Here is a 21,240-nt window from a genome sequence, read left to right as displayed (position 1 = left end):
GGGTAACAGACTTGGGTTACCGCTAGTAACACATTATGCGCCGCCGCTGGAGGGGTCATGGCCGAGTTCACCATGGAGCTCAACGACGAACAGAAGGAGGTCCGCGACTGGCTGCACGGTTTCGCCGCCGACGTCATCCGCCCCGCGGCCGCCGAATGGGACGAGCGTGAGGAGACTCCCTGGCCGGTCATCCAGGAGGCCGCGAAGGTGGGTATCTACTCCCTCGACTTCTACGCGCAGCAGTACTTCGACCCCACCGGCCTCGGCATCCCGATGGCCATGGAGGAACTGTTCTGGGGCGACGCGGGCATCGCGCTGTCCATCGTGGGCACGGGCCTCGCCGCCGTCGGCGTCCTCGCCAACGGCACCGAGGAGCAGATCGGCACCTGGATCCCCCAGATGTACGGCGACCAGAACGACGTCAAGGTCGCCGCGTTCTGCTCCTCCGAGCCCGACGCCGGTTCCGACGTGGCCTCCATGCGCACCAAGGCCGTGTACGACGAGGCCAAGGACGAGTGGGTGATCAACGGCACGAAGACCTGGGCGACCAACGGCGGTATCGCCAACGTCCACGTCGTCGTCGCCGTCGTCGACCCGGAACTCGGTTCCAAGGGCCACGCCTCCTTCATCGTGCCGGCCGGGACGCCCGGACTGGCCCAGGGCCAGAAGTTCAAGAAGCACGGCATCCGGGCCTCGCACACCGCCGAGGTCATCCTGGACAACGTCCGGGTCCCCGGTTCCTGCCTGCTCGGCGGCAAGGAGAAGCTGGACGAGCGGCTGGCCCGGGCCCGGGAACGGGCCAAGTCGGGCGGCGAGCGCGTCAAGAACGCGGCGATGGCCACGTTCGAGGCCTCGCGGCCCGCCGTCGGCGCGATGGCCGTCGGTACCGCACGTGCCGCCTACGAGGTCGCCCTCGACTACGCCAGGACCCGTGAGCAGTTCGGGCGGCCGATCATCGACAACCAGGGGGTCGCCTTCCAGCTCGCGGACATGCGGACGCAGATCGACGCGTCCCGGCTGCTGGTGTGGCGGGCGTCCTGGATGGCGATCAACGGGAAGCCGTTCACGGCCGCCGAGGGGTCGATGTCCAAGCTGTGCGCCAGCGAGACGGCGAAGAAGGTCACCGGGCAGGCCATCCAGATCCTCGGCGGCAACGGCTACACGCGGGAGTACCCGGTGGAGCGGATGCACCGGGACGCGGCGATCTACACGATCTTCGAGGGGACGAGTGAGATCCAGCGGCTGGTGATCGCCCGTACGCTGGCGGGGATGCCGATCCGGTAGCGCCGTCGGGGTGCGGGTGCGGGTGCGTGGCGGGCCCACGGTGTGGCGTGGTTGCTCGCGCAGTTCTCCGCGCCCCTTCGGGCGCGTCGACTCACCGGTGTTTCAAAGGGGTGAGCTGCTCGATGTCGTAGCGCTTGCGGAGGGCCTCGATCGCCTCGTGGTCGGGGGGACCGCCGCTGCCCAGGATCTCCAGCAGCTCCTCGAAGTAGCGTTCGTGGTCCGGGGGCGGGGACGCCTGGAAGAACATCCGGGCCGGCGCGTCCGTCGGGTTGGCGAAGGCGTGTGGGCAGCCCGGTGGTACGACGATCACCGTGCCCGGGGTCGCCCGCACCACCCTCGATCCCGAACTCGACTCCCAGCGCTGCCAGTTGTCGGGTGTGCGGATACGGGGCTCGAAGGCGAGCACATCCAGCTCGCCTTCGAGGACGTAGAACAGCTCCTCGCTGCGGGTGTGCACATGGGCGCCCACGTCGAAGCCAGGCGGGACGTCCACCTCGAAGGTGGAGGCCATCCGCGAGTGCGTGCCCGTCACCTTGAACGTGACGCGCTGGGCCGGTGTGTGGACCACCCGCCCGTGGCCCGGTGGCACCAGGAGTCCCTCGGTGGTGGTCATCGGCCGCTCACCACGTCACCGGAAGGGCCTCGGGTCCCCGGATCAACGCGCCCTTCCTGAAGGGGACCTGTTCCGGGGGCACGGCCAGCCGCAGCCCCGGCAGCCGGTCGAGCAGCGCGTCGACCAGCAACTCCTCCTCCAGCCTGCCGAGCTGGCCGCCGGGGCAGTAGTGCGGTCCGAAGCCGAAGGCGACATGCGGGTTGGGGCTGCGGGTGAAGTCGATCGTCTCCGGGTCCGGGAAGACGTCCGGATCGCGGTTGGCGGCCAGGTACGAGACGTAGACCGCGTCTCCCGCGCGGATCCGCACGCCCTTGATCTCCACGTCCTGGAGGGCGATCCGGGACAGCCCGACCGCGCTGCGGTGCGGGATGTAGCGCAGGAGTTCGTCGATCGCCCGGGGACGGATCCCCGGCTCGGTGCGCAGCCGGTCGAGGAGGTCGGGCCGGGTCAGCAGCAGGTAGAACATCTGCCCGCTGTTGTTGGTGACCGCCTCGCCGCCGATCTGGAGCAGGACGGCGAGACCGACCGCCTCCTCCAGCGTGACCTCGCCACGGCCCACGGCGGCGCCGAGCAGCGAGGTCACGTCCTCGCCGGTGCTGTCCTCGCGCAGAGCGACGAGATCGCTGAAGTAGGCACTCATCTCACGCTTGGCCCGCTCGCTGACCTCCTTGCCGTGGCTGGAGGACAGGATCAGCTGGGTCCAGAGGTGCATGCTGTGCCGGTCGGCGGCCGGAACGCCCATCACCTCGCAGATCACCGCGATCGGGAACGGGCTGAGCACCGCCGCCGTGAGATCGGCGGGCGGGCCGGCCTGGACGAGGTCGTCGACGATCTCGTCCAGCATCCGGCGTGCCTTCTGCCGGACCCGTTCCACGCCCTTGCTGGTGAGCGCGGAGGCCACCGTACGGCGCAGCCGGGTGTGGTCGGGCGGGTCGAGGAAGCCGACCGCGCCCCGGTCCGGGATGAAGTGCGGCGCCAGCCGGGTGACCGGCTGCTCCATCACCGCCTCCCGGCTGAACCGCGTGTCGTTGGCGACCATCCGTACGTCGTCGTACCGGGTGACCAGCCACGCCCAGCCCTCGCCGTTCGGCAGCTGGATCCGGGTGACCGGGCCCTCGCGCATCAGCTCGGTGAGGGTGGGGTCGAAGTCCACCCCCGCCAGGTCCGGCACCTCCCAGTGCCGGACCGGGCAGACGGTCTCGACGGGCACCTCGCCGGGTGCCTCGTCGGCCGGGTCGAGCGGTTCGGTGAGCGTCATCTCGGTCAGGCCGCCCCTTCGTCCGAACGCCGCCAGCGACCCAGCGACATCTCCGCGGTGATGCCGGGACCGAACCCGGCGAGCAGCCCGCGCGCCTGATGCTCGGCACCGCCCTCGTCGAACATCCGGCGCAGCGCGTCCAGGACGACGGCGCTCGCGATGTTGCCGTACTCGGTGAGCGTGGACCGGCTGAACCGGAACGCGTGCGGGTCGACCTGGAGGAACTTGCTCAGGTCGTCGAGGATGCGGGGGCCGCCCGCGTGGACTATGTAGAAGTCCAGGTCGGCCGCGTCCCAGCCGTGCAGTCCCGCCAGGTCCTGGAGGGCCGGCGCGAGCGGTTCCATGGTCGCCGGCACCCGCTTGTCCAGCAGGAAGTGGAACCCGGTGGCCCGGACGTCGTACATGATCCACTCTTCGGTCTTCGGGATCAGGTACGAGCCGTTGCGTTCCAGCTCGACGCCCGTGCCGCCCTTGCCGCGGACCACGGCGGCGGCGATGCCGTCACCGAAGAGGCCGTTGGACAGGAGCGAGCCGACGCCGAGGTCGGTCGGCTGGTAGCACAGCGAGCAGAACTCGCAGGCCACGATGAGCGCGTTGGCGTCCGGGTACGCCGAGCAGAAGTCGTGCGCCCGGTTGATGGCCGCCCCGCCGGCCGCGCACCCCAGCTGGGCGATGGGGAGCTGACGGGTGGTGGAGTCGAAGTCCATCTCGTTGATCAGCCACGCCGTGAGCGAGGGCATCATGAAGCCCGTGCACGAGACGTAGATGATCACGTCGATGTCGGTGGTGAGCAGTTCGGCGTCGTCGAGCGCTCGCTGGATGACTGCGGGGACCCGGGCCTTGGCCTCGGCCTCGTAGAGCTTGTTGCGCTCCTCGAAGCCGGGGTGCTTGAGGGTTTCCTCGATCGGCTGCACGATGTGCCGGGTGCGAACGCCCGTGTTCTCGATCAGTCTCAGCGCCAACGGCAGCTGCGGGTGGTTCTCGTGGTGGGAGCGCGCCAGTTCAAGCGTCTCCTCCATCGTGATCACGTACTCCGGGACCGACACTGAGGGCTTGCACAAAGTCGCCATGAACCGTGCCTGCTTTCAGCCTTCCGGCGGGTTTGGGCCCGCCGGCCAGAAGGTGGTTCACCTCAGGAGGTGGTTCCCTCACGATCACCCGGGAGAGCGACGATCTCGCGCCGGACTACTCCGAACCGGTGACCCGGTGTCAGGGCCGGATCAGCGCAGAGGCATCTTCGGGCGAGAGCACGCGATGGCCGGCGCGGCCGCGGAAATGCCGCGTACAACCAGGTCAGAGCACCGGCCGTACCGGCACTTGAACGTCACGGGGTGATCGCCGCGGCGCGCGTTCCTGCATCTGGCGCAGCGCGCCCTCGACGGAGAACCTGGCGCACGCCCGCGGCCGTCTGCCGCAGGCGTGCGAGGAGGCGTTCTGGACGCCGCTGGGTGTCCCGACGTGGGGCCACGGGGCCGCACCCGCCGAACTACCCCCCCTGCCCACTGCTGTGGGCGATGCAGGCCACGTCGATCCGGTCAGCCAGCTTCGCGAGCTCGATGGTCAGAGCGGCCACCGTGTCCTCGTCGAGCCCGCCTTCGTCGGTCTCGACAAGACGCAGCCACCGCGCCCCCATCGTCCGCAACAACTTACTCACGTCGGCCGCGGTCACCTGCAAGGTACCGCGGTCGTCGACGATCAGAGGGAGGGTCACTTCGCGGTTCACACCCGGGATCGTAACCGCGTAACCGTCACGCACCCTGCCAAACGGTGGTGATGTTGCAGAACTCCCGGATTCCGTGCCCGGACAGCTCACGGCCGTATCCGGACCGCTTCACACCGCCGAAGGGGAACGCCGGGTGGGAGGCGGTCATGCCGTTGACGAACACGCCGCCGGCCTCCAGGTCCCGTACGAACCGGTCCACCTCCGCGTCGTCCCGCGTCCACACGTTCGAACTCAGTCCGAACGGCGAGTCGTTGGCGATGAGGACCGCCTCGTCCAGGTCCCCGGCCCGGTACAGCGTGGCCACCGGTCCGAACGCCTCCTCCCGGTGGACGCGCATGTCGCGGTGGATCCCGGCGAGAACGGTCGGCGGGTAGAACCAGCCGGGCCCGTCCGGCCGCTGCCCGCCGCACAGCACCTCGGCGCCGGACCGCCTCGCGTCCTCGACCAGTTCCTCCAGGTCCTTGCGCCCCCGCTCGCTGGCGAGCGGGCCGACGTCCGTCCCCTCGTCCAGGGGGTCGCCGACCGTGAGCTCCCGCATGCCCGCCACGAACCTCTCGGCGAACGCGTCGTAGACGTCCGTGTGCACGATGAACCGCTTGGCGGCGATGCAGGACTGCCCGTTGTTCTGCACCCGCGCGGTCACCGCGATCCTCGCGGCCCGGTCGATGTCCGCCGAGGGCATCACCACATAGGGGTCGCTGCCGCCCAGCTCCAGCACCGTCTTCTTGATCATCTCCCCGGCGGTGGCGGCCACCGCGCGGCCCGCGGGCTCGCTGCCGGTGAGCGTCGCCGCCTTCACCCGGTCGTCGCGCAGGACGTCGTCGACCGCGCCGGAACCGATCAGCAGGGTCTGGAAGCAGCCCTCGGTGAAGCCCGCCCGGTGGAACAGGTCCTCCAGGTACAGCGCGGTCCGCGGGACGTTCGAGGCGTGCTTGAGCAGCCCCACGTTGCCCGCCATGAGCGCGGGTGCCGCGAACCGCACCACCTGCCAGAGCGGGAAGTTCCACGGCATCACGGCCAGCACCGGCCCGAGCGGGCGGTAGCGCACCCGCACCCGGGACGCGCCCGACTCCTTCACGTCCGTCTCGGCCGGCTCCTCGTCGGCCAGCAACTCCTCCGCGTGGTCCGCGTACCAGCGCATCGCCTTCGCGCACTTCGCGGCCTCCGCGCGGGCCTGCTTCAGCGGCTTGCCCATCTCCGTGGTCATGGTGCGCGCGACGGTGTCCCGGTCCGCGTCCAGCAGGTCCGCGGCCCGGTGCAGCAGCCGGGCACGCTCGGCGAAGCCGCTCGTGCGGTACGTGCGGAACGTCGCCTCGGCGAGTTCGAGCCGGCGTTCCAGCTCGTTCTCGTCCATGGCCTCGAACGTTTCGAGTGTCTCGCCGTTCGCCGGGTTGACCGTGGCGATGGGCATGGCTGACCTCCCTGGGAGCGGGCTTGCTACGACCTTCCCGCGCGGCCCTGGCGACCGCAACGCGTGGGCCCCTGTTCAGCCCGAGTGCTCCGCCAGCCGGTCGAGAAACGCGGCCTGGGCGGGAATGATCACCGCGCGGGCCCGGTCCGGGGCGAACCACGCCACCCGGTCCAGCTCCGGGAACTCCTGGACCCGGCCCGAGCGGGGCGGCCACTCCATGGTGAACGTGCCCGGCACGACGGTCGCCGGGTCCAGGTCGGCCTCGACCGCCCAGGCCGTGACGATCTTGCCGTTGGCCTGCCGGACCTCGCCCAGGGCGATCGCCTCGCCGTCCGGCGGCGCCAGGCCCAGCTCCTCCCGGAACTCGCGCCGGGCCGCCTCCCAGGCGGGTTCGCCGGGCTCGTACTCGCCCTTGGGGACGCTCCAGGCGCCCGCGTCCTTCTTCGCGAAGTACGGACCGCCCATATGGCCGAGCAGCACCTCGATGCCGTCGCCGGTGTGCCGGAACAGCAGCAGTCCCGCGCTTCGCCTCGGCTCCGTCAACGCCTTACCTCCGGGTGGGCGGCCAACAGGGCCTCCACGGTATCGGCCTCCTCCGGACGCTTGTCCTCGCGATAGCGGACGACCCGGGCGAACCGCAGGGTGACGCCGGCCGGATACCGGGAGGACCGCTGAAGCCCGTCGTAGGCGATCTCGACCACGAGTTCGGGGCGTACGGTCACCACCCGGCCGTTGTCCGAGACCTCCAGTTCCTTCAACCGGGCGGTCTGCCACTCCAGCATCGCGTCGGTCATGCCCTTGAAGGTCTTGCCGAGCATGGCGAGGGTGCCGTCCGGGTTGAGCGCGCCCAGGTGCAGGTTGGAGAGCCTGCCGGTGCGGCGCCCGTGGCCCCACTCGGCGGCCAGCACCACCAGGTCGAGGGTGTGCACCGGCTTCACCTTCAGCCAGGAGGCACCCCGGCGGCCCGCGCTGTAGGGGGCGTCGAGTGCCTTGACGACCACGCCCTCATGGCCGCGGGCGAGGGTGGCGGCGAGGAAATCCTCGGCTTCCGGCGCGTCCGCCGGTCCGGTCACCAGCGCCCGGCGCACCCGCATCGGCTCGGGGACGAGCCGGGCCAGGGCCGCGTGGCGCTCGGCGAAGGGAAGGTCCAGCAGGTCGTGGTCGCCGGCGGAGAGCGCGTCGAAGAAGACGGGGGAGACCGGGACCTCCCGCGCCGCCCGCGCCACGTCCGTGCGGGAGCCGACCCGGCCCGCCGTCTCCTGGAACGAGCGAGGGCGGCCGTCCGCGTCGAACGAGATCACCTCGCCGTCCAGGACGAACCGCTCGCCCGCCAGCTCCCGTACGGCGGACGTCACTTCGGGGAGCCGGTCGGTGATGTCGTCGAGGGTGCGGGTGAAGACCCGCACCGTGTCGCCGTCCCGGTGGACCTGGACGCGGATGCCGTCCAGCTTCTCCTCGACCGCGCAGACGCCCAGTCTCCCCACCGCCTCGGTGACGGAGGCGGCGGTGTGCGCCAGCATCGGCAGGACCGGGCGGCCCACGGTGAGCCGGAACCGGGCCAGGGCCGGCGGCCCGTCGGCCAGCAGCGCCCCGGCCACCGCCTGGAGCGACCCGGCGAGCATCACCGCCCGCCGCACGTCCGCCGCGTCCGCGCCGGTCGCCTGCGCGAGCCCCTCGACGGCGACCGCGTCCAGGGCGCCCTGCCGTACCTCACCGGTGATCAGGCCGAGCAGGAACCGCTGCTCGTCCGCGGTCGCCGCGCCCATCAGCGCGCCCACGATCCGCTCCCGTTCGGCCTGCGAACCGGGCCCCGAGACCTTGCCGAGCTCGGTCAGCCGGGCGTCGGTCTCGTGGACCGTGAGGGCCGGTCCGGCGGCGGGCTCGACGGGCCGGCTCAGCACCTTCCAGCCGACGCCGAGACGGCCCTGCGGGAGCCGGCCGGCCAGATAGGGGATGACGATCGGTACGTCGTCGGGGGCCGTCTCCCGGAAGAGCTCGGCGAGCAGGGCGGTCTTGCGGGACCTGGCCGCGGTGGCGGCCACCTCCCGGGACACTTCGGCGAGCCGGGTCAGCAGCATGCAGCCATAGTGCTCCGGGAGCGCCGGGGCTACACCCGCACGCCCGCGTCCAGGTCGGCGAAGAGCAGCTCGCCGTTGATCGCCGCCCCGGCCCGGTAGCCGCGGCTCGCCGCGTTGACCACCTGCTCGGCGAACCCGCTCGCGTTCCCGGCCGCCCACAGCCCGGGGACCGTCGTCAGCCCCCGCTCGTCGGTCACCGGGTACGCCCCGAAGGGGGTCTGCGTCAGCTCCGCGCCCAGCCCGACGAACAGCTCGTTGCGCGGAACCGGGCGCGGTGCGACGAACAGGGCCTCCCGCGCGTGCACGGTGCCGTCGGCGAGCCGCACGCCGGTGAGCCGGTCGTCCTCGATCCGCAGCCCCGCCACCTCACCGGGCACCACCCGCACCCCGGCCACGGCCAGCCGGCGCAGGTCGTCCCCGGTCGGCTCGGTCTCCCCGACCTGGTGCAGGAAGAGGGTGACGTCCTTGGACCACTGGGTGACCATCAGCGCCTGGTGCACGCTCAGCACCGTCGTGGCCAGCACGCCGAAGGCCTGGTCACGGACCTCCCAGCCGTGGCAGTACGGGCAGTGCAGCACGTCCCGGCCGAACCGTTCGGCGACCCCGGGCACGGGCGGCAGCTCGTCCCTCAGGCCGGTGGCCACCACCAGCTGCCGGGCCCGCACCGTCCGCCCGCCGGCCAGCGACACCGTGAAGCCCCCGTCACCCTCCCTCGCCCCACCCTTCGTCGCGGCCACGGCCCGGTCCCGGACCAGCTCCACCCCGTAGCGGGCGATCTCCTCCCGGCCCACGGCCAGGAACTCCGCGGGTGCCATCCCGTCCCGGGACAGAAAGCCCTGCATGTGGGCCGAGGGAGCGTTGCGCGGCTCGCCCGCGTCGACGACCAGGGTGCGTCGCCGGGCCCGGCCCAGGACCAGCGCCGCGGACAGCCCGGCCGCGCCCCCGCCCACGACGACCACTTCGTACGTATCGGTCATGGTGACCACCTCCGCGCCCGACGGTCGCCGATCCGGTGCCGCGTTGACAAACGTCTTTGCCGAAACTGCAATACGACCATGACTACCGACGACGTTCTCGCGGGCGTGGGTCCCCGGCTGCGCCGGCTCCGCAAGGAGCGTGAGGTCACCCTCGCCGCCCTCGCCGAGACCACCGGCATCTCGGTCAGCACGCTCTCCCGGCTGGAGTCGGGGCTGCGCAAGCCCAGCCTGGAGCTGCTGCTGCCGATCGCGCAGGCCCACCAGGTGCCCCTGGACGAACTGGTGGGCGCCCCGCCGGTCGGTGACCCCCGGGTGCGGGCGAAGCCGATGGAGCGGTACGGCCGCACCTTCTACCCGCTGACCCGGCAGCCCGGCGGCCTACAGGCCTTCAAGGTGGTCGAGCCGAGACGGAGACTCGAACCCGAGCCGCGCACCCACGAGGGCTACGAGTGGCTGTACGTGCTGGCGGGGAAGCTGCGGCTGGTGCTCGGTGAGCACGACGTCGTCCTCGGGCCGGGTGAGGCGGCGGAGTTCGACACCCGGGTGCCGCACTGGTTCGGGTCGGCGGGGGAGGGGCCGGTGGAGTTCCTGAGCCTGTTCGGGCCGCAGGGGGAGCGGATGCACGTCCGGGCCCGGCCCAAGGCGTGACGCTGTTACCCCGGACACGGTTCCCTAGTCGGCAAGCGACCGCTTAGTATGCGATGGACCCTGACGAAGCAGTCTGTGGAGGCACCGCATGCAGGCATGGCAAGTGCACGAGAACGGTGAGCCGAGCGAGGTGATGCGGCTCCAGGAGGTGGAGCGGCCCACGCCCGGCGACGGCCAGGTCCTGCTGAAGGTACGCGCCGCCAACATCAACTTCCCGGACGTCCTGATGTGCCGGGGCCACTACCAGGTGCGCCCGCCGCTGCCGTTCACCCCGGGCGTGGAGATCTGCGGCGAGACCGAGGACGGGCGCCGGGTGATCGCCAACCCCGCGCTGCCCCACGGCGGCTTCGCCGAGTACGCGGTCGCGGACGCCGCCGCCCTGCTGCCCGCCCCGGACGCGCTGGACGACGCCGAGGCCGCCGCGCTGCACATCGGCTACCAGACCGGCTGGTTCGGCCTGCACCGCAGGGCGGCGCTCCGGGCCGGTGAGACACTGCTCGTGCACGCCGCCGCAGGCGGGGTGGGCAGCGCGGCCGTACAGCTCGGCAAGGCGGCCGGGGCCCGGGTGATCGGTGTCGTCGGCGGCGCCGACAAGGTGGCGGCGGCCCGTGCGCAGGGCTGTGACGTCGTCGTCGACCGGCGCTCCGAGGACGTCATCGCCGCGGTGAAGGAGGCCACCGGCGGGCGCGGCGCCGACGTGATCTACGACCCGGTCGGCGGCGAGGCCTACACCCAGTCCACGAAGGTCGTCGCCTTCGAGGGCCGGATCGTGGTCGTCGGCTTCGCCAGCGGCACCATCCCGAGCCCGGCCCTCAACCACGCCCTGGTGAAGAACTACTCCATCCTGGGCCTGCACTGGGGCCTGTACGCCACCAAGAACCCGCAGCTGATCCTGCACTGCCACGAGCAGCTCACCGAACTGGCCGCCAAGGGCGCCATCAAGCCCCTGGTGAGCGAGCGGGTGCCGCTGACCGAGGCCGCGGCGGCCGTGCAGCGGGTCGGTGACGGTGTCACCACCGGCCGGGTCGCCGTCGTACCGAACGGAGCCGCCGCATGACCGACGCAGCCGAACTGAGGCGCCGCACAGCCGATTTGCTGGCCGCCAACCCGCCCGCCACGACCGAGAAGCTCGACTTCCTCAAGGCCCGCTTCGACGCGGGTCTGGCCTGGGTGCACTACCCGGTGGGCCTCGGCGGCCTCGGCGCCCCGCGCTCCCTCCAGGCCGTCGTGGACGCCGAACTGGAGGCAGCGGACGCCCCCGACAACGACGCGCGCCGCAACGGCATCGGTCTCGGCATGGCCGCCCCGACCATCCTCAGGTACGGCACGGAGGAGCAGAAGCAGCGCTTCCTGCGCCCGCTGTGGATCGGCGAGGAGGTCTGGTGCCAGCTGTTCAGCGAGCCGGGTGCCGGATCCGACCTGGCCGCGCTCGGCACCCGCGCCGTGCGCGAGGGCGACGACTGGATCGTCAACGGGCAGAAGGTGTGGACGTCCGGCGCCCACAACGCCCGCTGGGCCATCCTGATCGCCCGTACCGACCCGAGCGTGCCCAAGCACGCGGGCATCACCTACTTCGTCTGCGACATGACCGACCCGGGCGTGGACGTACGCCCGCTGCGGCAGGTCACCGGAGAGGCCGAGTTCAACGAGGTCTTCCTCACCGACGTCCGCATCCCCGACGCCCACCGTCTCGGCGAGACCGGCGACGGCTGGCGGGTCGCGCAGACCACGCTCAACAACGAGCGCGTCGCCATCGGCGGCATGCGCCTGCCCCGCGAGGGCGGCATGATCGGCCCGGTCGCGAAGACCTGGCGTGAACGCCCGGAACTGCGCACCCACGACCTGCACCAGCGGCTGCTGAAGCTCTGGGTGGAGTCCGAGGTCGCCCGGCTCACCGCCGAGCGGCTGCGCCAGCAGCTCGTCGCCGGACAGCCCGGCCCCGAGGGCGCCGGCATGAAACTCGCCTTCGCCCGCCTCAACCAGGAGATCAGCGGCCTCGAGGTCGAACTCCGCGGCGAGGAAGGCCTGTTGTACGACGACTGGACCATGCGCCGGCCCGAACTGGTGGACTTCACCGGCCGGGACGCCGGTTACCGCTACCTTCGCGCCAAGGGCAACAGCATCGAGGGCGGGACCAGTGAGGTCCTGCTGAACATCGTCGCCGAACGCGTCCTGGGCCTGCCGGCCGAGCCGCGCACCGACAAGGACGTCGCATGGAAGGACCTGGCCCGATGACTGGAGCGCCCGACCTGCTGTACTCGGAGGAGGAAGAGGCGCTGCGTTCCGCCGTGCGGGACCTGCTCACCGACCACTGTGACGCCCCCGGCGTCATCGCCCGCGCCGAGTCGGACGCCCCGCACGACCTGGCGGCCTGGAAGGCGCTGGCCGACGGCATGGGCCTGGCCGGTCTGCTGGTGCCGGAGGAACTGGGCGGCCAGGGCGCCTCGCACCGCGAAGTCGCCGTCGTGCTGGAGGAGTTGGGGCGTGCGGTGGCGCCCGTACCGTATCTGACCAGTGCGGTGGTGGCGACCGAGGCCCTGCTGGCCTGCGGTGACGAGGAGCTGCTGGGACGACTGGCGTCCGGGCGGACGATCGGGGCACTGGCCGTCGGCCTGCATGTCGCTCCAGGCGCCGCGTTCGAGACCGTACGGGTCGACGACGGGCTTCTGCACGGCGAGTTGCCCGGGATCGCGGACGCGGTCGCCGCGGACGTGCTGCTGGTGCCGGGCGACGACGGCGGGCTGTACGCGGTCGACGCCGCGGCGGTGACCGTCACCCCGCAGGTGGCCTTCGACCTCACCCGGCCGCTCGCCACGGTCACGCTGGACGGGGCCGCGGGGCGTCGGCTCGGTGACGCGGAACCCGCCGTACCGCGTGCGCTGCGGGCCGGGGCCGGGCTGCTGGCCTCCGAGCAGTTCGGGGTCGCCGAGTGGGCGCTGACCGAGACCGTGCGGTACCTGAAGGAGCGCAAGCAGTTCAACCGGCCGGTGGGCGGGTTCCAGGCGCTGAAGCACCGGTTGGCGCAGCTGTGGCTGGAGGTCGTGAACCTGCGGGCCGCGGCGCGGGGGGCCGCCGACGCGCTCGCCTCCGGCGCGGACGCCGATGTCCTGGTCGCCGTCGCCCAGGCGTACGCGGCGCCGGTGGCCGTGCGTGCGGCCGAGGAGGCGTTGCAGTTGCACGCGGGGATCGGGATGACGTGGGAACACCCGATCCACCTGTATCTGAAGCGGGCCAAGGCGGATTCGATCGCCTTCGGTACGGCGGGGGCGCATCGGGAGGCGCTGGGCGAGCTGGTCGGACTGGAGGCCCCGTGAGGTAGCGGGGTGCGGGTTCGGGTGCGGGTGCGTGGGGGCTGGTCGCGCAGTTCCCCGCGCCCCTTTCGGGGCGGCCGTAGTGAACCGGGGGTGGCAGTCCAGCCAACTCCCTTCGCAGACAACTGAATCGGGCTCCGTTTGCCCGCATACTCCCTTGGGTCCCACAAGGCCCTACAAGGGAGGCAGAGCATCATGGCCCTCACCACCCGTCGCAGAGCCCTCACCACCCTCGGTGCCGCCCTCGCCGGTGCCGTCGTGCTGCCCGGCGCGCAGGCCTGGGCAGACGGGCGGCACCGCGGTCGGCGGCCGCTGTGGCGTGCGCACGCCCACAACGACTACGAGCACACCCACCCCCTGTTCGACGCCCTCGGCCACCGTTTCGGCAGCGTCGAGGCCGACATCTTCCTCGTCGGCGACCAGCTCCTCATCGGCCACACCGAGGACGACCTCGACCCGAGCCGCACCCTCGAATCCCTCTACCTCGACCCGCTCGCCGCGCTGGTCAAGGCCAACCAAGGCGCTGTCTACCGGGGTTGGCGCCGGCCGCTGCAACTGCTGATCGACATCAAGACCGAGGGGTCCTCGACGTACCTCGAACTCGACCGGCACCTGCGGCGCTACCCGCACCTGTTCACCACCTACGCCCACGGCCGCGTCGTTCCCGGCGCGGTCACCAACGTCGTCTCCGGCGACCGCGCCGCGCGCACGCCGATGGCGGCGCAGACCGTGCGCCGGGCCTTCTACGACGGCCGGCTCACCGACCTCGGCACCCCGGCCCCCGCTTCCTTCGCCCCGCTGATCAGCGACAACTGGACCCTCAACTTCACCTGGCTCGGGGAGGGCGACTTCCCGGCGGCCGAGCGGCAGAAACTGCGCGGCATCATCCAGCAGGCGCACGCCGCGGGGCAGCAGGTGCGGTTCTGGGCCACCCCGGACACGGCCGGACCGGCGCGCGACGCGCTGTGGAGCGAGCTGCTCGCGGCCGGCGTCGACTACTTCAACACCGACGACCTGGCGGGCCTGGAAGCCTTCCTGGACGCCCACCAGGCGTCGTAAGACCACCCGAACGGGGGACGTGTCAACCGCACGGGCCGACCCTCCGCTGGGCCACACTTGCGGCCGAACGCCCTGGAACGGGCGTGGCGGAGGAGGTTCGCGATGGCCGTTTCCATTTCTGTGGTGCTGCTGCTCCTGTTCGTGGCGGTGCTCTTCATGCGCCAGGGCGGGCTGAAGATCTCGCACGCCCTGGTCTGCATGGTGCTCGGCTTCTTCCTGGCCAGTACCAGCATGGCGCCCACCATCAGCAGCGGGCTCACCGCGACCGCCGACCTGGTGAGCACCCTGCGGCCCTGAGCCGGCCGCCGGGGCCGTCGGCTCAGGGCCGTACCGGTCAGGGTCGCCAGAAGACGCCGATGCCGTTCGCCACGGCGCGCTCCGGGCTGTCGGTCGGGTGGTTGAGCACGCTCACCGTCTTGGCCCCCTCGGTGCGGGCCACCATCGTCGTGGAACCGCCGCCGTCCAGGCTGAACGCGTCGACAGCTCCCAACTCCCGCATTTCAGCGGCGACTTCCGCGATGGTCAGGCCCCTGCGGTAGGCGGTCGCGCCGTCCAGCGCGAGGAGCAGCAGCCTGCGCCCGCCGTGCGCGTAGCCCGCCGCCGTGCGCACGGCCGAGACGTTGTCGTCCAGGCCGGGCAGCGGCTCGCCGCCGCGCAGCACCGGATAGCCGCCGACCGCGAAGCGGTACGGGATCCTGGAAGCGGACGGCACCAGCCGCTCGCGTACCGAGACCCGGTCACCCTTGACGAGGGTGCGCAGCCGGTCCGCGCCCCCCTCCCGGCCGAGCAGGACGGTGGTCCCGGGCGCGATCGCCCCGCTGCCCGGGGTGGCCGACACGGCGACGACCCTGCCGTGGCGGACCTGGACCTCGTAGGTGTCCGTGCTGCACCCGGCGGCCCGGTCGGTGTCCGAACCGCAGGTGGCGCGCCTGCGGGAGACCGAGCCCCAGGCTGCCGTGTAGGCGCCGACCGAACCCTGGGCCAGCGCGTACTGGTTGAGGCCGCGCAGCGTGAGCTTCCCGGCGGGGGTGCGGACCGAGCCGGCGAGCGTCAGCCGGTCGAGCCGGGCCCGCCCGTCCACACCCACGCCGAGGACGTCCGTGGTGGCGGTGCCCGGCGGCAGCGAGGGGCCGAACCGCTGGGCCGTCGGCACCGCCGCCTTGAGCACCCTGCCGTGCGCGATCGCCGGGCCGACGCTCGCGCCGGTCGCCTCGACGCCCGGGTGCTGGGTCTCGTTGATGTTGAAGAAGTCGCCGTTCACGCCCGCGACGGCGCCCGCCGCGTCCGCCATCGCGGACACCCGCGCACGGGCGGCCACCGCGCCCGGGGTGAGCAGGTCCACCCGGACGTGCCGGTCGGTGAGGTCGACGGTCAGCAGATGGACGTGGACCGTGCCCTTGGCCGCCCGGACGTCGAACTGCCGGTAGGTGACGCCGGACGGGATCCGGCCGCCCTCCGGCGCGGCGCCGGCCGGTGCCGCACCCGTGAGGGCCGCACCGGCCAGCACGCCGGACGTGGTGAGAATCGTGAACAGAGTTCGGATCGTCGCTGTGGGCCGTCTCCGACGATGCGTCACCGCACCCCCTGATGTCTCGTCAAGTTCCTTGGGACACAGGGAAGTGCAGCAGACGCGGGTGACCTACGGGGCCGCTAGACGTCGACTACGCGAGAACGGGTGAGAAAACGCACCCCCTCGGGTGCTTCCAGCGAGAAGCCGCTCCCCCTGCCCGGCACCACGTCCACGATCAGCCGGGTGTGGCTCCACACCTCGTACTGGCTGCGGGACATCCAGAACGTGACGGGCGCCTCGACACCGTCCACCGCCAGCTCGGCCAGCAGCACGTCGGAGCCGCCGGTGCGGAACTCGCCGTCCGGGTAGCACATGGGTGCGCTGCCGTCGCAGCAGCCGCCGGACTGGTGGAACATCAGCGGACCGTGCTCGGCGTGCAGCCGGCGCAGCAGGTCGGCCGCCCGCGGTGTGAGTTCCACCCGCGGCGGGGCTGTCGTGTCGTCGTTCGGGTCGTCGTCCATGGTCCACCCTCCTGGGCCGGATCCGGCGGTCCTCCCAGTCTCACGCCCGAGCGGCCCCTCCTGACAAGGCAGTTGTGTCAGAAGTGTTGACCCTCCTTCTGAAAACGTTTTAACTTCCCCTCACCCGAGACCCGTTGGTGAGGAGGCTTCGTGGCAGCGATGGGCGTTCGGAACGACCGAAAAGGTTTTCAGAGACGCGCTGCACCGGCCGGCCGCGGCCGGGCCCTGATCCTGCTCATGCTGCCGGGGCTCGCCTACTTCCTGGTGTTCCACTACGGCGCCCTGCTGGGCAACGTCATCGCCTTCAAGGAGTACGTGCCCTTCGACGGCCTCTGGGGCAGTCCCTGGGTCGGACTCGGCAACTTCCAGCGCATGTTCGGCGACGCCGAGTTCTGGGACGCGGTCCTCAACACCGTGTGGATCGCCCTGCTCCAGCTCGTCTTCTACTTTCCCGTGCCGCTCGCCCTCGCCCTGCTCCTGCACAGCCTCACCCGGTCCACCGTCCGCCGCTTCGTGCAGTCGGTGGCCTATCTGCCGCACTTCATCTCCTGGGTGATCGTCGTCGCCCTGTTCCAGCAGGTCCTCGGTGACACCGGCATGCTCAACGGCTATCTCGGCGACGCCGGCCTGCACACCGTCGACATCATCGGCAACCCGGACGCCTTCAGGCCGCTCGTCGTCGCCCAGGTGATCTGGAAGGACGCCGGCTGGGGCACGATCATCTTCCTCGCCGCGCTCACCCAGGTCGACGAGCAGCGGTACGAGGCCGCCGCGATCGACGGCGCCGGTCCCTGGCGGCGCTTCTGGCACGTCACCCTGCCGGCCATCCGGCCCGTGGTCGTACTGCTGCTGATCATGCGGCTCGGCGACATCCTCTCCGTCGGCTTCGAGCAGATGCTGCTCCAGCGGGACGCGGTGGGACCGCAGGCCGCCGAGGTCATCGACACCTTCGTCTACTTCCGGGGCATCGTCGGCGGCGACTACGGATACGCGGCCGCCGCGGGCCTGTGCAAGGGCCTGATCGGCGCCCTGCTCGTCTACGTGGCCAACAAGGTCGCCCACCGGCTCGGCGAACAGGGGGTCTACGCGTGAGCGCCCAGGCGTACCGGCCCGGCTGGATGGAGAAGCCGAAACCCGTCACCCAGGCCGGCAAGGCGGTGGCCCTGACGGCCGTCGTGCTGCTGGTGTGCGTCCCGTTCCTCGTCATCGTGTCGACGTCGCTGGCCTCCCAGCGCGAGGTGGTCGCGAACGGCGGCTGGGTGCTGTGGCCCGAGCACCCCACCCTCAAGGCCTACCGGGACATCCTCGACGGCGGCATCGTCACCCACGCGCTCGGCGTCAGCGCCGGAGTCACCTTCGTCGGCACCCTGCTCAGCCTCGCCTGCACGGTCACCCTCGCCTACGCGCTGTCCCGCCCCGGCGCCACCGGCGGGCGCCCGGTACTGCTGCTCGTCCTGTTCACGTTCCTCTTCCCGCCCGGCATGATCCCCAACTTCCTGCTGGTCAAGGAGCTCGGCCTGCTGGACAGTTACGGCTCGCTGGTCCTGCCGGTGCTGGTCAACGTCTTCAACCTGGTCGTCCTGCGCGGCTTCTTCCAGGGCATCCCCGAGGAGCTGTACGAGGCGGCCCGTCTCGACGGCGCGGGAGACCTGCGCGTGCTGTGGTCGATCGTGCTGCCGCTGTCGAAGGCGGCCCTCGCGGTCGTCGGCCTGTTCTACGCCGTCGCCTACTGGAACTCCTGGTTCTACGCCTCGCTCTACCTGGAGAGCGACCACTGGCCGCTCCAGCAGGTGCTGCGCACCTACGTCGTGGCCGGTTCCGGGCTCACCGACCAGACCCTCGGCGACGGCACGGTCAACGCCCCGCAGACCGTGCAGATGGCGGTCCTGGTGATCGCCACGGTGCCGATCCTCGCCGTCTACCCCTTCCTACAGAAGTACTTCACCAAGGGCGTGCTCACCGGCGCCGTCAAGAGCTGAGCAAGAGGCACGACAACCGCAAGAACCGCCACGGGAAAGGTCACTCGCCATGCCCAGCATGTCCAGACGCGCCCTGTTGCGTACCGCGGCCACGGGGGGCGCCGCCCTGTGCGCCCCGGGTCTGCTGACCGCCTGCTCCACCGCCCCGGACGACGGTGACGTGTCCAACGCGGGCAAGAGACTCGCGCCCTGGCCCGCCCACCTGTCCGCCGCCGGACCGAAACCCGATCTCGCCCCCACCGCCGCGGGTGTCCAGCCCGGCTACCTGACCTACCCCTCCGACCTGACCTCCTCGGTCGGGCGCACCCCGGGCGACGGCTCCACGGTCCGCGTCATGTCGGTCACCTTCGGCACCCCGCCGAAGGGCGCCGCGCAGAACCGGTACTGGCGCGCGGTCGGGAAGGCCCTCGGCGTCACGATCGAGTTCACGGTGGTCCCGCAGGCCGACTACCAGAAGAAGATGGCCACCGTCATGGCCGGCGACCCCGGCTCGCTGCCCGACGTCATCAACGTGTTCTCCGGCTTCGCCCTGCCCCGCGAGGCCCAGTTCGTGCAGCGCAGGGCCGAGGACCTGACGCCGTACCTCTCCGGCGCGGCCGTCCGGGACTACCCCAACCTGGCCGGCATCCCCACCGACGCCTGGCGGGACATGGGCCGGATCGGCGGCCGGATCTACGGCGTCCCGCTCGAACGCCCGCTGCCCGGCTCCACGTTGTGGCTCAACCAGGGCATGTTCACCTCCGCCGGGATGACGGACGGCTGGACCTCCGAGGACTTCGCCGCAGTCGCCGCCAAGGCCACCCACGGCAGGACGTACGCCCTCGGCGCCGCCGCCGGCTCCCTGTTCGGCAACGCCGTGCACGCCGCCGCGCACAACGCCCCCAACACCTGGGCCGTCGACCGGAAGGGCGTCTTCCACAGCAACCTGACCGACGAACGCTACAAGGCGGCCGTCGCCTTCCAGGCCGCACTGCGCAAGAGCGGCTGCTACCACCCCGACGCCACGTCGATCTCCGCCGCGGACCTCGGCACCCTCTACCTCAACGGCACCGTCGGCTCCCTCCAGGACGGCTTCGGCGCCTACCAGAGCCGGTATCCCGACGCCAAGGGCCTGCTCACCCCGGCGCCCGCCCTGCCGTACAGCGTCGGCGGCACTCCCGGCGGCATCGTCGCCGCCCGCCGCTCCTTCGGCTACACGATCCTGAAGCAGGCGAAGAAGGAACGGATCGAGATGCTGCTCAGGATCCTCGACTACCTCGCCGCGCCCTTCGGCACCAAGGAGTGGGAACTCAGCCACTACGGCCTGGAAGGCGTCCACTTCACCCGCGGCCCGGACGGCTCGCCCGAGGCGACGAAGCTCGGCGAGGTCGAGAACGTCACCAACCTGCCGTTCCGCTACCTCGCCGAAGGCCCCCAGGTGCTGTTCGTGCCCGGCATGCCGGACGCGGTACGGGCCCTGCACGACTGGCAGACCAAGGTCGTCCCGGTCGCCGTCCGCAACGCCTCCTACGGCCTCAGGTCCGCCACCGAGACCACCCAGGGCACCACGCTCAAGGCCCTGATGGACGACACGATCACCGCCGTCATCGCCGGACGCGCCTCGATGTCCGACTACGACGCCGCCGTGAAGAGATGGCGGGCCCGGGGCGGCGACACAATGGCCGAGGAGTTCGCCAAGGAGTACGCCGCGAACAGCTGAGACGGCGGTTCCACAGGGCCGGTGACGAGGGGAACGGGGTCGCGATGACGACGGCAAAAGGGACGGCGGCGAAGGGGGCGGCGGCGAAGGGCACGGCGGCGAAGCGGGCGGCGGTGAAGGGGACGGGGCGGGTCACGATCCGCGAGGTCGCCGAGCGGGCGGGGGTGTCCGTGGCCACGGTCTCGCGGGTGCTGAGCGGCAACTACCCGGTCCCGCCCGCCACCCGCACCCGCGTGCTGCGGGCCGCCCGCGCCCTCGACTACGTCGCCAACGCCCACGCGCGCGCCCTCGTCGGCGGCGGCCGCAACACGGTCGCCGTCGTCCTCCGCCAGGTCACCAGCCCCTTCTACGCCCAGGTCGCCGAGGGCGTGGAGGCGGAGGCCGCCACCCACGGCTGGCTCTGCCTGGTCGGTACGACCGGCGGGGACCCGCAGCGCGAGATGGAGTTCGTGCAGCTGATGCGGGAGGAGGGGGCCCGGCTGGTGATCCTGGTCGGCGGGGTCGTGGAGGACGACGCCTACCGGGAACGGGTGGCGCGGTACGCCGAGGCGCTGGACGCCGCCGGTTCGCGGTTGGTGCTCTGCGGCCGGCCCGCGCCGGATCCGGACCTCCCGGTCCTGGTGGTCGAGTTCGACAACGAGGCGGGGGCTCGGGCCATCACCGGGCACCTGCTGTCGGCGGGGCACCGGCGGATCGTGTTCCTCGGAGGGCTGCCCGGCAACACGGCGCTCGACGCACGGGTGGCCGGCTACCGGGCGGCGCTCGCCGAGCACGGGCTGTCCGAGGACGCGGCGTACGTCGTCGACTGCGGGCTGGGGCGGGCCGCCGGGTTGCGGGCGATGACCGAACTGCTTCAAGGCAGAAGGGAGTTCACGGCGGTTGTGGCCGGGGACGACATGGTGGCGGCGGGGGCGCTGCGGGCGATCGCCGACGGGGGGCTGCGGGTCCCCGAGGACATCTCCGTCGTCGGGTACAACGACATCCCGCTGGCGGAGGACTTCAGTCCGCCGCTCACCACGGTGCGGACGCCGGCCGAGGAACTGGGGCGGGCCGCCGTGCGGTTCGCTCTGCGAGATCCCGAGGACGCGGCCGGAGCACGTCATCTGCTCGGAACGCACATCGTCGTGCGGGGGAGTGTCGCGCCGGTCGAGAGACCGTCGTGACAGTGC

Annotated in this window: 21 protein-coding genes; 11 read left to right on the top strand and 10 right to left on the bottom strand. The window is 71.8% G+C overall.

Annotation, left to right across the window (positions count from 1 at the left end; genetic code table 11):
• The first annotated feature begins 57 nt into the window (after positions 1 to 57).
• Positions 58 to 1,284 (top strand): acyl-CoA dehydrogenase family protein, encoded by a 1,227-nt coding sequence (locus AAW13_RS31475; protein ID WP_046729963.1) that lies wholly within the window; start codon positions 58 to 60, stop codon positions 1,282 to 1,284.
• Positions 1,285 to 1,375: 91 nt separating this feature from the next.
• Here the strand turns inward: AAW13_RS31475 and AAW13_RS31470 are convergent, their stop codons facing one another.
• The 8 genes from AAW13_RS31470 to AAW13_RS31435 all read right to left on the bottom strand — a co-directional run bounded on the left by AAW13_RS31470 (position 1,376) and on the right by AAW13_RS31435 (position 9,344).
• On the bottom strand, positions 1,376 to 1,897 hold the full coding sequence (locus AAW13_RS31470; protein WP_046729962.1) for a cupin domain-containing protein: 522 nt from the start codon (positions 1,895 to 1,897) through the stop codon (positions 1,376 to 1,378).
• Between the two features lie 7 nt (positions 1,898 to 1,904).
• Positions 1,905 to 3,155 carry a cytochrome P450 gene (locus AAW13_RS31465; protein ID WP_046729961.1) on the bottom strand — a complete coding sequence of 417 codons (1,251 nt, stop codon included), beginning with the start codon at positions 3,153 to 3,155 and terminating at the stop codon, positions 1,905 to 1,907.
• A gap of 5 nt (positions 3,156 to 3,160) precedes the next feature.
• Positions 3,161 to 4,225, bottom strand: coding sequence for a type III polyketide synthase (locus AAW13_RS31460; RefSeq protein ID WP_046729960.1), 1,065 nt, complete (start codon positions 4,223 to 4,225; stop codon positions 3,161 to 3,163).
• Between the two features lie 416 nt (positions 4,226 to 4,641).
• Positions 4,642 to 4,878: a DUF6213 family protein gene (locus AAW13_RS31455; RefSeq protein WP_046730070.1), complete on the bottom strand. Its 237-nt coding sequence runs from the start codon at positions 4,876 to 4,878 to the stop codon at positions 4,642 to 4,644.
• Between the two features lie 25 nt (positions 4,879 to 4,903).
• Positions 4,904 to 6,289, bottom strand: a complete 1,386-nt coding sequence (locus AAW13_RS31450; RefSeq protein ID WP_046729959.1) for an NADP-dependent succinic semialdehyde dehydrogenase — start codon at positions 6,287 to 6,289, stop codon at positions 4,904 to 4,906.
• 75 nt (positions 6,290 to 6,364) lie between these two features.
• Positions 6,365 to 6,832 carry an NUDIX hydrolase gene (locus AAW13_RS31445; RefSeq protein WP_046729958.1) on the bottom strand — a complete coding sequence of 156 codons (468 nt, stop codon included), beginning with the start codon at positions 6,830 to 6,832 and terminating at the stop codon, positions 6,365 to 6,367.
• Positions 6,829 to 8,367 carry an ATP-dependent DNA ligase gene (locus AAW13_RS31440; RefSeq protein WP_046729957.1) on the bottom strand — a complete coding sequence of 513 codons (1,539 nt, stop codon included), beginning with the start codon at positions 8,365 to 8,367 and terminating at the stop codon, positions 6,829 to 6,831. Before AAW13_RS31440 ends, AAW13_RS31445 begins: the two co-directional genes overlap by 4 nt.
• Before the next feature lie 29 nt (positions 8,368 to 8,396).
• A complete protein-coding gene (locus tag AAW13_RS31435) occupies positions 8,397 to 9,344 on the bottom strand; it encodes an NAD(P)/FAD-dependent oxidoreductase (protein WP_046730069.1) in 948 nt (315 codons plus the stop codon).
• A 78-nt stretch (positions 9,345 to 9,422) separates the two neighbouring features.
• On the opposite strand from AAW13_RS31435, the gene AAW13_RS31430 reads away from it, so the two are divergent.
• From AAW13_RS31430 to AAW13_RS31405, 6 genes are all read left to right on the top strand, one after another.
• A complete protein-coding gene (locus tag AAW13_RS31430) occupies positions 9,423 to 9,992 on the top strand; it encodes a helix-turn-helix domain-containing protein (RefSeq protein ID WP_046729956.1) in 570 nt (189 codons plus the stop codon).
• Positions 9,993 to 10,080: 88 nt separating this feature from the next.
• Positions 10,081 to 11,049: an NADPH:quinone oxidoreductase family protein gene (locus tag AAW13_RS31425; RefSeq protein WP_046729955.1), complete on the top strand. Its 969-nt coding sequence runs from the start codon at positions 10,081 to 10,083 to the stop codon at positions 11,047 to 11,049.
• On the top strand, positions 11,046 to 12,227 hold the full coding sequence (locus tag AAW13_RS31420) for an acyl-CoA dehydrogenase family protein (protein ID WP_046729954.1): 1,182 nt from the start codon (positions 11,046 to 11,048) through the stop codon (positions 12,225 to 12,227). Before AAW13_RS31425 ends, AAW13_RS31420 begins: the two co-directional genes overlap by 4 nt.
• Positions 12,224 to 13,306 carry an acyl-CoA dehydrogenase family protein gene (locus AAW13_RS31415; RefSeq protein ID WP_046729953.1) on the top strand — a complete coding sequence of 361 codons (1,083 nt, stop codon included), beginning with the start codon at positions 12,224 to 12,226 and terminating at the stop codon, positions 13,304 to 13,306. The genes AAW13_RS31420 and AAW13_RS31415 overlap by 4 nt, the downstream gene beginning before the upstream one ends.
• A gap of 192 nt (positions 13,307 to 13,498) precedes the next feature.
• Positions 13,499 to 14,362, top strand: a complete 864-nt coding sequence (locus tag AAW13_RS31410) for a phosphatidylinositol-specific phospholipase C/glycerophosphodiester phosphodiesterase family protein (RefSeq protein ID WP_046729952.1) — start codon at positions 13,499 to 13,501, stop codon at positions 14,360 to 14,362.
• Between the two features lie 102 nt (positions 14,363 to 14,464).
• Positions 14,465 to 14,659, top strand: a complete 195-nt coding sequence (locus AAW13_RS31405; RefSeq protein WP_046729951.1) for a hypothetical protein — start codon at positions 14,465 to 14,467, stop codon at positions 14,657 to 14,659.
• Positions 14,660 to 14,696: 37 nt separating this feature from the next.
• Here the strand turns inward: AAW13_RS31405 and AAW13_RS31400 are convergent, their stop codons facing one another.
• On the bottom strand, positions 14,697 to 15,869 hold the full coding sequence (locus AAW13_RS31400; RefSeq protein ID WP_240528792.1) for a phosphodiester glycosidase family protein: 1,173 nt from the start codon (positions 15,867 to 15,869) through the stop codon (positions 14,697 to 14,699).
• Positions 15,870 to 16,012: 143 nt separating this feature from the next.
• Positions 16,013 to 16,393 (bottom strand): DUF779 domain-containing protein, encoded by a 381-nt coding sequence (locus AAW13_RS31395; RefSeq protein ID WP_046729950.1) that lies wholly within the window; start codon positions 16,391 to 16,393, stop codon positions 16,013 to 16,015.
• Between the two features lie 237 nt (positions 16,394 to 16,630).
• Here AAW13_RS31395 and AAW13_RS31390 point away from each other — a divergent pair, with 237 nt between their 5' ends.
• From AAW13_RS31390 to AAW13_RS31375, 4 genes are all read left to right on the top strand, one after another.
• A complete protein-coding gene (locus AAW13_RS31390) occupies positions 16,631 to 17,485 on the top strand; it encodes an ABC transporter permease (RefSeq protein ID WP_046729949.1) in 855 nt (284 codons plus the stop codon).
• On the top strand, positions 17,482 to 18,372 hold the full coding sequence (locus tag AAW13_RS31385; protein WP_046729948.1) for a carbohydrate ABC transporter permease: 891 nt from the start codon (positions 17,482 to 17,484) through the stop codon (positions 18,370 to 18,372). Before AAW13_RS31390 ends, AAW13_RS31385 begins: the two co-directional genes overlap by 4 nt.
• Before the next feature lie 49 nt (positions 18,373 to 18,421).
• On the top strand, positions 18,422 to 20,071 hold the full coding sequence (locus tag AAW13_RS31380; RefSeq protein ID WP_046729947.1) for an extracellular solute-binding protein: 1,650 nt from the start codon (positions 18,422 to 18,424) through the stop codon (positions 20,069 to 20,071).
• Between the two features lie 113 nt (positions 20,072 to 20,184).
• Positions 20,185 to 21,234, top strand: a complete 1,050-nt coding sequence (locus tag AAW13_RS31375) for a LacI family DNA-binding transcriptional regulator (protein WP_046730067.1) — start codon at positions 20,185 to 20,187, stop codon at positions 21,232 to 21,234.
• Positions 21,235 to 21,240 lie beyond the last annotated feature (6 nt).

Origin of the sequence: Streptomyces humi (assembly GCF_001005085.2) — a bacterium.
Taxonomy (GTDB): Bacteria; Actinomycetota; Actinomycetes; order Streptomycetales; family Streptomycetaceae; genus Streptomyces; species Streptomyces humi.
Note: the sequence above shows the minus strand (reverse complement) of the source record. Positions and strands in the feature narration are given on the sequence as shown.

Excerpts from the sequence above, each read along its gene's own strand:
- AAW13_RS31410 (WP_046729952.1), top strand. The coding sequence starts at position 13,499 with ATGGCCCTCACCACCCGTCGCAGAGCCCTCACCACCCTCGGTGCCGCC.
- AAW13_RS31420 (WP_046729954.1), top strand. The coding sequence starts at position 11,046 with ATGACCGACGCAGCCGAACTGAGGCGCCGCACAGCCGATTTGCTGGCC.
- AAW13_RS31450 (WP_046729959.1), bottom strand. The coding sequence starts at position 6,289 with ATGCCCATCGCCACGGTCAACCCGGCGAACGGCGAGACACTCGAAACG.
- AAW13_RS31380 (WP_046729947.1), top strand. The coding sequence starts at position 18,422 with ATGCCCAGCATGTCCAGACGCGCCCTGTTGCGTACCGCGGCCACGGGG.
- AAW13_RS31390 (WP_046729949.1), top strand. The coding sequence starts at position 16,631 with ATGCTGCCGGGGCTCGCCTACTTCCTGGTGTTCCACTACGGCGCCCTG.
- AAW13_RS31395 (WP_046729950.1), bottom strand. The coding sequence starts at position 16,393 with ATGGACGACGACCCGAACGACGACACGACAGCCCCGCCGCGGGTGGAA.
- AAW13_RS31475 (WP_046729963.1), top strand. The coding sequence starts at position 58 with ATGGCCGAGTTCACCATGGAGCTCAACGACGAACAGAAGGAGGTCCGC.
- AAW13_RS31415 (WP_046729953.1), top strand. The coding sequence starts at position 12,224 with ATGACTGGAGCGCCCGACCTGCTGTACTCGGAGGAGGAAGAGGCGCTG.
- AAW13_RS31405 (WP_046729951.1), top strand. The coding sequence starts at position 14,465 with ATGGCCGTTTCCATTTCTGTGGTGCTGCTGCTCCTGTTCGTGGCGGTG.
- AAW13_RS31435 (WP_046730069.1), bottom strand. The coding sequence starts at position 9,344 with ATGACCGATACGTACGAAGTGGTCGTCGTGGGCGGGGGCGCGGCCGGG.
- AAW13_RS31430 (WP_046729956.1), top strand. The coding sequence starts at position 9,423 with ATGACTACCGACGACGTTCTCGCGGGCGTGGGTCCCCGGCTGCGCCGG.
- AAW13_RS31425 (WP_046729955.1), top strand. The coding sequence starts at position 10,081 with ATGCAGGCATGGCAAGTGCACGAGAACGGTGAGCCGAGCGAGGTGATG.
- AAW13_RS31460 (WP_046729960.1), bottom strand. The coding sequence starts at position 4,225 with ATGGCGACTTTGTGCAAGCCCTCAGTGTCGGTCCCGGAGTACGTGATC.
- AAW13_RS31470 (WP_046729962.1), bottom strand. The coding sequence starts at position 1,897 with ATGACCACCACCGAGGGACTCCTGGTGCCACCGGGCCACGGGCGGGTG.
- AAW13_RS31465 (WP_046729961.1), bottom strand. The coding sequence starts at position 3,155 with ATGACGCTCACCGAACCGCTCGACCCGGCCGACGAGGCACCCGGCGAG.
- AAW13_RS31440 (WP_046729957.1), bottom strand. The coding sequence starts at position 8,367 with ATGCTGCTGACCCGGCTCGCCGAAGTGTCCCGGGAGGTGGCCGCCACC.